The sequence below is a fragment of the Alteromonas sp. ABH4_453 genome (genome assembly GCF_056160665.1).
In genome coordinates this window covers 451,407-463,522 of record NZ_JBSWXP010000004.1, presented here as the reverse complement: position 1 = coordinate 463,522, position 12,116 = coordinate 451,407, and the positions used below count along the sequence as shown (strand labels likewise).

The window sequence follows — 12,116 nt, the reverse complement described above, 5'->3', positions numbered from 1 at the left end:
ACTACGTATAATAGATATTCTTACGCATTAGGTCCCCATAGTTTAATGGATAAAACAAGGCCCTCCTAAGGCTTAGATGTTGGTTCGATTCCAGCTGGGGACGCCATTCCGGCTGGCTTAAACCCAAAACCCAGTAAACCTTGCTATACATATCGCTCTTCTATCATCATGTTTATTTCTTCTACTTTGGTTGTAATTTGATCGAATTAAGCAATACTCTTTTAAACAGGAGAGCATAATGACTTTCGATTTCCCCCCAACCGAAGAAACCGGCGACGATGCTGAAACACCTAATGACTTAGTATTCACGGAAGAAGAATGGGTTGCGATTGAGGCATTATCTGAGCCTGGTGCTATTTTCTAAACGATGAAATTTCAAAATTAATCCCCATCTCAATAACAGTCGCCTGTGTGAAGCCTCATCCTTCAGTACGCGCAATGTCTAATGTGTAGTCTTGGCAATAGACCATCAGGCACAAAATAACGTATAAATAGCAATGAAGTAGTTAGTACGGGGATTAGTATGAGCCAATTTGAAAACGACGATATCGATTCGTTTTTTGCTGAAATGCAAGATGTAAAACCCATCGCTTCAGATGATAAGGCTTTATTACACGACCCTGAAAAGGCGCTCGCCGAAAAGCAAAAACGGGCTGCCTTGAAAGTAAGTGTTCGCGACAAGCTTGCTAACCCGTTAAGCATGGAGGGTGTAAAGCCTGTACCACCTGATGATTTTATACATTTCCAGCAGCCCGGTATTCAAGATGGCGTATTTAAAAAACTTCGTCTTGGGAAATACCCTTTGGAAACCAATATAACGCTATCGGGAAAGACGCTAGAGCAAAGCCGCGACCTGCTTTATAGCACCATTAAATCAAGTCACGAACGTGGGGTTCGTGCCCTGCTCGTAAAGCATGGTACGGGTGAAAATAGCAAGCCATTTCCAGCATTAAAGAAAAGCTATGTTAACCATTGGCTACGTGAACTTGATGAGGTGATTGCTTATCATACTGCGCAACCTATGCACGGCGGGTTTGGTGCCACATATGTATTGCTGAAAAAGCACCCTCAGCAAAAACTAATAAATAGAGAAAAAAACAAGAAAGGATAAAATGATAGACTAGAACTCGTTGAGTCGGCTTTGCTTTTTAGGCTTAATTTTTAGGTGTAACTTTTAGGCTTTTCTCGTGAAGCGCCCTATGTTGAAAGTTTTTTTGTCTCTAATGATTAACGCCCGTATCAAGTAACTTGATACGGGCGTTAGAATTTTTCTTTCAGACTACTTAACTGAAGACTGCACACTTAGCGTTGTTGGAGCTTCGGCAGATTTCGCAGATGTGCTAAAAACAGCAGTTACGAACATCAGCACTACAGCTACAGCCACTCCGGTTAAGCCAAACCCTTTTGAAGAACGATTCATTGGTCGTCTCTTATTATTAAAACCAGTAAGCGATTGCTAAACACTGGTACAACCCTAACTCAACTCCTGTAACCTAATTGCAATCCTTGCTTGCACTACAATAGATCAGTGACAAACTGATGACAAGGGCAAAAATCAGATTTTTGACACTTTGCCAAAGCTTTGACACCTATTTAAGGTATGCGCATTTATTAAACAGTATTTTTATAGAAAATAAACAGGGGATTCCCCCTGTTTATCAAGGTCACACTGAAAATTTAACCAACAAACTTACGGGCATTTCTAAAGATACGCATCCACGCACCATCTTCTTGCCAATCGTCCGGGCACCATGAGTTTGCAACTGCCCTAAACACACGTTCAGGGTGAGGCATCATAATAGTGCTGCGCCCATCTACAGACGTTAAACCAGTAATACCTTGCGGTGAACCGTTCGGGTTAGCCGGGTATTGCATGGTTGGCTTGCCGTAGTTGTCTACGTAGCGCATGGCTACCTGACCGCTTACCTGCGATAGCGCGTTTTCATTTGCAAATTCAGCCTGACCTTCCCCGTGCGATACAGCAATCGGCATACGCGAGCCTGCCATACCATCTAGCAGCACAGACTTAGATTCCATCACTTCAACCATTGCAACGCGAGCTTCAAAGCGCGCTGACTGGTTAGTGACAAAGTGCGGCCAGTGCTCAGCGCCAGGAATCAATGATTTTAGGTTCGACAGCATCTGACAGCCGTTACATACACCTAAACTGAAGGTGTCATTGCGGTTAAAGAATCCTTCAAACTGATCGCGAGCCATGCTGTTAAACAATATAGATTTCGCCCAGCCTTCACCTGCACCTAATACATCGCCGTAAGAGAAACCGCCACAGGCAGCAAGACCTGCAAATTGCTCTAGGGTAATGCGGCCAGCCAACACGTCACTCATATGCACATCGATAGCGTCGAAGCCAGCACGAGTAAACGCCGCTGCCATTTCAAGATGCGAGTTAACGCCCTGCTCTCTTAATATCGCCACTTTGGGCTTAACGCCTTTGGCAATATAGGGCGCCGCAACGTCTTCATTGACATCGTAAGACAACGCCGCATGCAAACCTGGGTCGGCAGCATCTTGCTTCGCCGCATGTTCTTGTTCAGCGCACTCTGGGTTATCACGAAGTTTTTGCATTTCAAACGTAGTTTGCGCCCAGGTAGTACGCATTGATACGCGGCTATCTGCAAGTACAGCAACGCCGCCGCGACTGAACTCAATCATGTCGGTGCTATTAAGCGTACCGATATCGTGAGTTAATTCAGTTAAACCGAATTCAGTCATTACTGCGTTAACGGCATCCATATCGCTTTCAAGCACTTGGATTACGCCACCTAGTTCTTCATTGAACAATACGGCAATGTCGTTTCCAACTAGGCTATCAAGGTCAACGCTTACACCTGTTTTACCCGCAAAAGCCATTTCTGCCACTGTAGTAAACAGGCCGCCGTCCGAACGGTCGTGGTAAGCACACACCAAGCCTTTTTCGATAAGCGTCTGCATAGCGTCAAAGAAGGCTTTAAGGCGAGTTGCAGAGACCACATCTGCTGGGCTATCACCAAGCTGAGTATAGACTTGTGCCAGGCAGCTAGCACCCAAGCGATTTTTACCTTCGCCTAAATCGAGTAGCAGCAAGCGGCTTGCGCCTTTGTCTGTACGTAGCTGAGGCGTTAGGGTTTTGCGAATATCTTTTACTGCGCCAAAGGCTGAAATAACGAGTGATAGCGGAGAAGTCACCGCTTTATCTTCACCGTTTTCATTCCATGCGGTTTTCATCGACATGGAGTCTTTACCCACGGGAATGGTTAGGCCTAGCTCTGGGCATAGCTCTTCACCTACAGCGTTCACCGCCTCATAAAGACCTGCATCTTCACCTGGGTGTCCAGCTGCTGCCATCCAGTTTGCAGACAGTTTAATGCGCTTAATATCGCCGATGTTTGCTGCGGCAATATTGGTTAACGCTTCACCCACAGCAAGACGTGCAGACGCGCCGTGCGATAGTAACGCAACAGGCGTACGCTCACCCATCGACATCGCTTCACCGTGGTAGGTGTCAAACGCTGTTGCGGTAACCGCCACATCTGCCACTGGCACCTGCCATGGGCCAACCATTTGGTCGCGACTTACAAGGCCGGTAACCGAGCGGTCGCCTATAGTGATAAGGAAGGTTTTCTCTGCCACGGTAGGCAAAGATAAAATGCGATTTGCTGCATCACTTAAGGTAATGCCCGCCTCGTCTAGTGCTGGCGAGCTAACCTTGGTCGAACTTACGTCGCGGTGCATTTTAGGCGGCTTGCCTAAAAGTACATCAAGAGGCATATCGATTGGTTTGTTGTCAAACTGGCTGTCGTTCAGGTTTAGGTGCTGCTCGGCAGTGGCTTCACCAACCACAGCAAATGGCGCACGTTCGCGGGCACAAATTGCTTCGAACACTGGCATATTTTCAGGCGCGACAGATAAAACATAGCGCTCTTGGGATTCGTTACACCATAGCTCTAAAGGTGTCATACCAGGCTCATCAGACAATACTTTTCTAAGTTCAAAGTTACCGCCGCGGCCACCGTCATTAACCAGCTCAGGCAGTGCATTTGAAAGACCACCTGCGCCCACATCGTGGATAAACTGAATAGGGTTGTTATCCCCTAGCTGCCAACATGCATCAATCACTTCCTGGCAGCGGCGCTCCATTTCAGGGTTGTCTCGCTGTACTGAAGCAAAATCTAAGTCTTCGTTTGATTGGCCAGATGCCATTGATGACGCTGCACCGCCACCAAGACCAATGTTCATTGCAGGACCGCCTAGTACAATAAGCTTAGCGCCTACTGTGATTTCGCCTTTTTCAATATGCTCGCGACGAATATTACCTAAACCACCAGCTAACATAATAGGTTTGTGATAGCCGCGCACTTCAACACCGTTGAAGCTATTGACTTCTTGTTCAAATGTACGGAAATAACCCAGTAGCGCAGGGCGACCAAATTCGTTGTTAAACGCTGCGCCACCTAGTGGGCCTTCAAGCATAATATCAAGGGCGCTTACAATGCGCTGTGGCTTGCCGTACTCGAATTCCCACGGCTGTTCAGCACCAGGAATACGCAAATTAGATACGGTAAAACCAACCAAACCCGCTTTAGGTTTTGAACCACGACCAGTAGCACCTTCATCACGGATTTCACCGCCAGAGCCAGTCGCCGCACCTGGGAAAGGTGAAATTGCCGTTGGGTGGTTATGGGTTTCTACCTTCATTAAAATATCGATATTTTCATGATGGTATTCGTATTGATGGGACTGAGGGTTCGGGAAGAAGCGCCCTGCTTGCCAGCCTTCCATAACCGCTGCGTTATCTTTGTAAGCTGAGTAAACGTGATCAGGTAATAACTCGTAGGTGTTTTTGATCATTTTAAACAGCGACTTTTCTTGTTCTTCGCCGTCGATGGTCCAGCTTGCGTTAAAAATCTTATGTCGACAGTGTTCAGAGTTTGCTTGCGCAAACATATAAAGTTCAACGTCAGTCGGGTTTCTGCCTAGCTTGGTAAAGCTATCAAACAGGTAGTCAATCTCATCATCAGCCAATGCAAGGCCTAACGACACGTTTGCATTAACCAGTGCTTCTTTGCCTTCTCCTAATACGTCTACACTTGTGAAAGTATTCGCTTCGGTTTGTGCAAATAGCACCGCTGCATCATCAGTATCAGTAAACACTGACTCAGTCATTCTATCGTGTAAGAAGCTAGCAATAAGCGCAAAATCATCATCGCTCAACGCATTTTCTGTTTCTATATAAAACGCACAACCACGTTCTATGCGGTTGATATTTTTTAGACTACAGTTGTGAGCGATGTCGGTGGCTTTAGAAGACCAGGGAGAGATAGTGCCGGGGCGAGGAGTAATAAGGAAGAAGGTTCCAGAAGGGGTTTGTGCTTGCCTCGCGGGGCCGTAAGTGAGCAGCTTCTCGAGTATCTCTATTTGCTGCTTAGACAAGTCACCTTCAGAATCGACTAGGTGAACATATTCGCTATATAGGTTTTTAACCCTAACGCCGGATTGACCCAGCTTTGCAATCAGTTTAGTTTGGTTAAACTCTGATAGTGCAGGAGCGCCTCGAAGGACCAACATATTGATTTACCTGGTTTGTTAGAAACAACGACCACCAATGCGACGCGTTGTCTCTTGGATTGATGAGTATTTCGGCGCGGATTATAGAGTAATTATGCGCAGTAAGTAACCTCATAACGCGCTTACATGAACTTTTTTTTAAACTTAGATGGTTTAATGACAACAAGTAAAGGTCTATGCAGTCACAAGACTATAAAAAACGATTAAAACTACAATTAATAATCATATTATCTATTGCTGTTATGAGTTGTGGCGTTCCTTCCGTACCCACTGCCCTCTCTTCATTGTTGGAACGAGAATCGATCCGCGTGGGAACCGTTTATGGTGCAGGAACATTTTATAACGGCGCAGAGGGGCCGCAGGGTTTTGAATATGAACTGCTGGCAGGATTTGCCGATTACCTTGGCGTGACGCTCGACCTGTATCCGTTTTACAGCTACGAAGTCATGCTGGAACAATTAGAAGAAGGTAACCTAGACATTGTTGCAACGGGCGATGCAGTCACCTCCTCGCTCAAAAAACGCTTTGCTTACGGGCCCGCCTATCAACATGTTCAACAAGAACTCGTCTTTCAAGCCGGCACGGCGAGACCAAGAGGCTTATTAGCACTCGATGCCCCTATAGTTGCTGTTGCAGGTAGCAGTCAGGCACACCTACTTTCAGATTTACTGAGCGATTTCGGCGATGTAGAAGACGATACCAAGAGCATTTCGCTAAAAACCGAAATTGTTACTACCGAAGATTCTGACTCTGAGGAGTTGTTACAACAGGTTGCCAATGGAGACATATCCTACACAGTGGCAGACAGCAACCGCCTAGCTTTGCAACGTAGACGTTACCCGAATTTGGCAGTGGCAAAGACCCTTAACGAAGATATGCCTATGGCATGGGCCCTTCCGTTAGATCAAGACGATTCAGTGAAAGCAGCGCTCATTGAGTATTTTGGTACAGTGCATCAGTCAGGCTGGTTTACGGTGTTAGAAGACAAGTACTTTGGTCATATTCGCCAGTTTGATTACGTCGACAGTCGCGCATTTAATTATGCCGCCGAGACTGCCCTAGCCCAATACAAACCGCTATTCCAACAATATGCCGGTGAACTAGACTGGCGATTACTTGCGGCCATGAGCTATCAAGAAAGCCATTGGGACAGTGACGCTATTTCAAGAACCGGGGTTCGCGGCCTAATGATGTTAACACTGGATACGGCAAGTGATTGGGATGTAGATGACAGGACTGATCCTGAACAAAGTATTCGCGGTGGATCACGTTATTTTGCTAGTTTACTCAGTCGTATACCCGCGCGAATTAGCGAGCCAGATAGAACTTGGATGGCCATGGCATCATACAATATCGGAATGGGGCACTTGGAAGATGCGAGAGTGCTTACTGAGCAACAGGGCGGTAACCCTGACTTGTGGGTAGATGTGAAACGCCGCTTGCCACAGTTAAGGCAAAAGAAATATTACCGCACAACGCGCTATGGCTATGCTAGGGGAGATGAAGCTTTGCAATACGTCGAAAACATTCGCCGTTATTATGACAGCTTAGTATGGTTGGACGAACAAGGAAAAATTTAATGCTGTTCGTTTTGCCTTTCTATTGAAAATTGTCATTTCGATGTCATCTTTATGCCGTACCCTATAAAGAAGTTAGTCAAACACTGACTTACTTTCTCTGAACAACGGTTTTTCTTAACGATAATTAGCTCTCTAAGGCTTCCCCTGGATAAACGCGGGGCTCGAGCCAAAAAACAAAGCGCTTTGTATGAAGGAAGAAAGTGGCCTCGGCAAGCAAAGAGTGCCCACAATATGAGAAAGGAAAGTAAATGAAAAAAAATCGATTTATGAAAAAAGGAATAAAATTGAAAAATAACAACAGACGCAGACTTATGCTTAAGCGTTGTCACCAAAAAGTACTTCAACGCCGCAAGCTATTTGTTACGAGTGATATGTTCACCCAGTTAACCCGCACGCCTAGTTAAGCTGACTTTATGGTGTTTGGTTCTTAATGATTTAACCCATAAACTATACAACCCCAAAAGGCGAGTACGCTTATAAACACGTCTTCATACAAGGCTATAAATTAGCTTGAAGCATCACCCTCTAGCAATCGTTTCGCCTTTTTGGCTGCCTTGATTTCTTTCCTGCGCTTGCGAAAAAAATCTGACAACTTGCTAGCGCACTCGTCAGCTAGTACGCCAGATACGATCTCAAGCTGATGATTAAGCGCAGGATGTTGTAAGAGGTTCATAACTGAACCGGCAGCGCCCGTCTTCGCATCCTTAGCACCAAACACCACACGCTTTACTCGTGCATGCACCAGCATGCCTGCACACATAGAACAAGGTTCTAACGTAACATACAAGGTAGCATCAATAAGTCGGTAATTTTGTACATTAGATGCGGCTTCTTTAACAGCGCGCAGCTCTGCATGCGCAGACGGGTCGTTATCCGTTATCGGGGTATTGAACCCTTCACCTATAAGCTTACCGTTTAACACCACACAGGCACCAACAGGCACTTCGCCGTGCGATTCCGCTTTATCAGCTAACGCCAATGCATGTCTCATCCACATTTCGTCTTCTTGCGTCGCGACTTCTTCCGTAGAAATTACAGCCTGCTGCTCTTGCATAGCGTCTGGTTGCAGCGCTTGTTTATTTGCAAGCTCTAAGTCTGAAGGTGGACAGTTGTTATTTTGGTCACTCATTCGTCAATTTTGCTACTTTTCTTGGTGAATTTCATTAATAATTATTTCGTTTTTGCTTAGGTAAACATTCTAACTTGTTAGAAAGTAATGACTTTTGTCACTTGGCAACCTACTTGCAAACTTTCATTATAACACTGCTGGTATGAAGGACTTAACTGGTTACATTTTTTACTAAAAACCACGTTAGATAAACGCTATAGTACCTTAAGCGATGCAGCAGTTTTACCTGTAAGTATTTAACTAAAAAGTGGGTAAATAAGGCGGCAGGCCAAATTTTAACCTACACTATTTTAAAGCCACTTGTGAGGGATACCACCGTGAATATGACCGCGATTGCAATAGTAGCCATTTGTGCCTGGGCCTTAGTGACCATTGTCGAAAGTGCAAAAGATAAAAGTAGGAAGAAACTAAGCAGTAAAGAGACTGAAGCCTACAAAGCCGAAATTGCAGAACTTAAGGAACGTGTTTCAGTTCTCGAGAAGATAGTGACAGACGAGCGTTACGACCTAAAAAAGCAATTTGCAGACTTAGAAAGCGACCGCGTTGCCTAAGTTTTAATTCACGTAATGCAACACTTAATTTCTGGCAAGCGCGCTAGATTAAACAATGCTAAGTTTAACTGCGCGCTAGCTTCCTTCTAGTAACTTGCGTTCCGCCCGCTCCACCCGACGGGGTTTACCCGCGATCACCAGTACGTCATGGGCTTGCAAAATAGCGTCTTGGTCTGGGTCTTTGACTTCGTTTCCATCCCGCCTTAAACCCTTAATCGCTACTCGCATTCTCGAAAAATCAATCTCTTTTATAGCTTTGCCAATACAAGAAGCATGTTCAGACAGCACCACAGCATGGATAAACTCTAACTTGTCTTCTGTGCCGTAAGTGATTTCTGTTGTTTCTCCCGGGTAAAAGCCATGCATATGATCATAACGACCTTTCCTCTCAGCGCGAACCCGTTTCAAAATTCGCGACATCGGCACACCAGCATAGTGGAGCACCTGCGATACCAACATCAAGCTGCCTTCTTGTAACTCAGGAACAACCTGATTGGCACCCGCGCTGTATAGGCTTTCTAGTTGGTAGTCTCGTTTGGTCCGTACCATAACGTCAGTAGCATTCGTTATAGTTCGTGTCTGCGTTATCACTTGTTTCGCCTTGTCCACTTGATCAAAGGTAACAAGCACGAGCTTTGCACCTTCTACATTGGCATTAATCAATATATCTTTTTGACTTGCATCACCGAATATGACGGGCTCTCCTGCATTTCGGCTCTCGTGTACTCTGACGGGGTCCATATCTATAGCAACAAAATGAATGCCTTCCATTTTCAGCATACGAGCTACCGACTGGCCAACGCGGCCAAACCCACAAATAATGACGTGGTTGGTTAACGGCTCTGCATTGCCAAAGCTCGCATTGTCATCAAACGAGATGTCCTTATTAACAATTCGTTTAGCGATAGTGACACTGTTATTCATAAGCCAGGGCGTTAACGCCATACTGATTACCCCCATACACACAATCAGTGATGACTGCTCAGACGTTAGCACGCCATGTGTCGTGGCAAGCGCGGCAATAACAAAGCTAAACTCTCCAATTTGACAGAGTTTAACCCCAGCTGACCAGCCGTCTATTGCATCGGTTTTGACTAGCAAGGATGCCCCTCTTACCAATATAACTTTAACGACCATCAAAGCAAAAACGCCAAAAATAATCTCAAACAGACTGTTCCACAGTACAGTGAGTTCTAACTGCATACCCACGGTAACAAAAAATAACCCCATCAAAATATCTCGAAACGGACGAATGTCGGCTTCAAGTTGATACTTGTATTGGCTTTCCCCCAACATCATACCCGCCAAGAAAGCGCCTAGCGCCATGGATAGCCCGAAGTAATAAGTTAGCCCTCCTGCCAATAGGGCAATCAATATAGTGGTCAGAACAAACAGCTCGTCAGTCCTTGTTCTTGCTACCTCTCTAAACACCCAAGGTAGTAACCACTTACCCACTGACATTAGAAACGCAATGACAAACACACCTTTAAGCAACGCCTCGCCTAAAGCTAGCGCAATACTTACTTCACCAGTCTGGGCTAAAAGAGGAATAGCAATTAGGAACGGAACCACCGCTAAGTCTTGAAAGAGCAAGATACTTACCGCTAATTGTGTACGTCTGTTATTAAGAATGCCCATTTCGGTTGCTTGCTTAATTACAATAGCGGTTGAGCTCAACGCCAGCGTACCACCAATAATGATGGACGCACTTATTGGAATACCGAGAAACAGAGGAACACAGGTAAACACTGCCGTGGTAAACACCATTTGCCCTAATCCTACACCGAATACTAAAGAGCGCATTGCCAACAATTTAGGTAACGAGAACTCAAGACCAAGTGAAAAGAGCAAAAACACTATGCCCACTTCAGCGAGCAGGTGCATTTCTTCTGGGTGGGCAAACACAGATAATAGTTGCGGACCCGCGAGTACGCCGGCAAACAGATAAGCAAGAATAGGAGGGAGGTGAATGCGTTTAAATAATGCGACCGCGCATACCGATATGAACATCAATATCACGATATTTAAAAAGCTCGTCCCCACACTACCTCCTAAAGCTACATAAACTTCCATTTGTAAAACAAGCGCGATAAATCACGCGATTTTACGCTTTAAACTAAAGACTAGTGCCTGAAACACTTTGTTGGCATCTAGTTTGCAAAATCCCCTGTGTAAATGCAGATCCGGCAAGTTTTGCCGCTGTGATCGTCATAAATATCGCGAAAATGCGGTTGTGGCCACAGAAACGTCAGGGCTTTGACACTTGTTTCTTTGCATATCAACGCATTTTGTATAGGGGCACTACTGTGGATTTTTCAACGTCAGTCTACGATAGCACACAACATAACAATTTTTACCCTGCTGAGAGCACAGGTAAATCACTCTCTTTTAGTGAATTATCAGGCTTTGTCACACAGCTCCTTTCTACGCTTGAACTTCAAGAGTTGGGTGGCGTGTATTTTCAGCAGCTAAATACGTTACTGCCGGTTGTTGGTTTCAGCTTATCTGACTTTGACTCCCGTTGGGTGTACGGTAATGCAAAAATATCCTCAACACTGATTGATTTACCACTACAAGGTGCCAATGCCATTAATGGCGATCAAGCTCATGTCTATTATTACATTAGTTCACCCTTGTCGTTATCGCAACGGGAGAGTCTATTCCAACTGCATGATTTATTTGGAAAACAAGTAAAGCACGCTCTTTCGTTGATGCGTGTGCAGCAGATGGCAACTAAAGATGTGTTAACAGGCTTGGGTAACCGTGCGGGCTTTGAGCAGTCAATGACAAGACAACTCGGTTGGGCGCATAGACACGACGACCCTTTCGCACTTTTGGTGATCGACTTAGATAACTTTAAATACGTGAATGATAATTTTGGTCATAGTGAAGGTGACAAAGTACTTGTCCATGTTGCATCACATTTAGCTAATGTTCTGCGGGATGAAGACGAAGCATTCCGCTATGGCGGCGATGAGTTTTGTTGTTTGCTAGACTGTCAGTCGCAACAGCAGTTAGCTTGTGCAGCCCAGCGTATTCAGATGAGTATCAATAGCTCTAGCTACTTATCTCGCTTAGGCGTATCAACTAGTCTTGGCGGCGCAATTTATCGCGATGGCGATACGATGAGTAGCCTATTTGATCGCGCTGACAACGCCCTGTATCGCGTGAAAAACTCTGGTAAGAACAGCTATCACGCCGCATAACCTAGCTCTTTATAGGAGCGGCAAAAGCATGCCGCATCTGTGCTTTATTGCCGTTATCACACTACAAAGAGATTTGCTGAGCGTT

General features: G+C 45.3%; 9 protein-coding genes and 1 tRNA gene. 6 read left to right on the top strand and 4 right to left on the bottom strand.

Annotated elements, in window-relative coordinates; genetic code table 11:
- The first annotated feature begins 31 nt into the window (after window positions 1-31).
- The 3 genes from ACXAGV_RS10775 (at window position 32) to smrA (ending at window position 1,111) form a co-directional block, all read left to right on the top strand.
- Window positions 32-106 (top strand) — tRNA-Arg (locus tag ACXAGV_RS10775).
- Between the two features lie 132 nt (window positions 107-238).
- Window positions 239-364, top strand: coding sequence for a hypothetical protein (locus ACXAGV_RS10770; protein ID WP_474873242.1), 126 nt, complete (start codon window positions 239-241; stop codon window positions 362-364).
- 159 nt (window positions 365-523) lie between these two features.
- Window positions 524-1,111: a DNA endonuclease SmrA gene (smrA, locus tag ACXAGV_RS10765; RefSeq protein WP_474873241.1), complete on the top strand. Its 588-nt coding sequence runs from the start codon at window positions 524-526 to the stop codon at window positions 1,109-1,111.
- Between the two features lie 168 nt (window positions 1,112-1,279).
- Here the strand turns inward: smrA and ACXAGV_RS10760 are convergent, their stop codons facing one another.
- Together ACXAGV_RS10760 and purL are read right to left on the bottom strand one after the other, a co-directional pair.
- Entirely contained in the window at window positions 1,280-1,420 is a 141-nt protein-coding gene (locus ACXAGV_RS10760) for a hypothetical protein (RefSeq protein ID WP_162889815.1), read from the bottom strand.
- 257 nt (window positions 1,421-1,677) lie between these two features.
- On the bottom strand, window positions 1,678-5,565 hold the full coding sequence (purL, locus tag ACXAGV_RS10755) for a phosphoribosylformylglycinamidine synthase (RefSeq protein WP_474873240.1): 3,888 nt from the start codon (window positions 5,563-5,565) through the stop codon (window positions 1,678-1,680).
- A 176-nt stretch (window positions 5,566-5,741) separates the two neighbouring features.
- On the opposite strand from purL, the gene mltF reads away from it, so the two are divergent.
- On the top strand, window positions 5,742-7,145 hold the full coding sequence (gene mltF / locus ACXAGV_RS10750; RefSeq protein WP_474873239.1) for a membrane-bound lytic murein transglycosylase MltF: 1,404 nt from the start codon (window positions 5,742-5,744) through the stop codon (window positions 7,143-7,145).
- A 505-nt stretch (window positions 7,146-7,650) separates the two neighbouring features.
- Here the strand turns inward: mltF and tadA are convergent.
- A complete protein-coding gene (gene tadA / locus ACXAGV_RS10745; protein WP_474873238.1) occupies window positions 7,651-8,274 on the bottom strand; it encodes a tRNA adenosine(34) deaminase TadA in 624 nt (207 codons plus the stop codon).
- Between the two features lie 323 nt (window positions 8,275-8,597).
- Here tadA and ACXAGV_RS10740 point away from each other — a divergent pair, with 323 nt between their 5' ends.
- Window positions 8,598-8,825, top strand: a complete 228-nt coding sequence (locus ACXAGV_RS10740) for a hypothetical protein (RefSeq protein ID WP_474873258.1) — start codon at window positions 8,598-8,600, stop codon at window positions 8,823-8,825.
- Window positions 8,826-8,900: 75 nt separating this feature from the next.
- Here ACXAGV_RS10740 and ACXAGV_RS10735 read toward each other — a convergent pair whose 3' ends face one another.
- Complete coding sequence (locus tag ACXAGV_RS10735) at window positions 8,901-10,868, bottom strand: monovalent cation:proton antiporter family protein (protein WP_474873237.1); 1,968 nt, start codon at window positions 10,866-10,868, stop codon at window positions 8,901-8,903.
- A 263-nt stretch (window positions 10,869-11,131) separates the two neighbouring features.
- Here ACXAGV_RS10735 and ACXAGV_RS10730 point away from each other — a divergent pair, with 263 nt between their 5' ends.
- The gene (locus ACXAGV_RS10730; protein ID WP_474873236.1) at window positions 11,132-12,031 is read left to right on the top strand and encodes a GGDEF domain-containing protein; all 900 of its coding nucleotides are present in this window, start codon (window positions 11,132-11,134) and stop codon (window positions 12,029-12,031) included.
- The last annotated feature ends 85 nt before the right edge of the window (window positions 12,032-12,116 follow it).

Bases quoted from the DNA above. Each gene is read 5' to 3' on its own strand.
- ACXAGV_RS10740 (WP_474873258.1), top strand. From the start codon at position 8,598: ATGACCGCGATTGCAATAGTAGCCATTTGTGCCTGGGCCTTAGTGACC.
- smrA (WP_474873241.1), top strand. From the start codon at position 524: ATGAGCCAATTTGAAAACGACGATATCGATTCGTTTTTTGCTGAAATG.
- ACXAGV_RS10770 (WP_474873242.1), top strand. From the start codon at position 239: ATGACTTTCGATTTCCCCCCAACCGAAGAAACCGGCGACGATGCTGAA.
- mltF (WP_474873239.1), top strand. From the start codon at position 5,742: ATGCAGTCACAAGACTATAAAAAACGATTAAAACTACAATTAATAATC.
- tadA (WP_474873238.1), bottom strand. From the start codon at position 8,274: ATGAGTGACCAAAATAACAACTGTCCACCTTCAGACTTAGAGCTTGCA.
- purL (WP_474873240.1), bottom strand. From the start codon at position 5,565: ATGTTGGTCCTTCGAGGCGCTCCTGCACTATCAGAGTTTAACCAAACT.
- ACXAGV_RS10760 (WP_162889815.1), bottom strand. From the start codon at position 1,420: ATGAATCGTTCTTCAAAAGGGTTTGGCTTAACCGGAGTGGCTGTAGCT.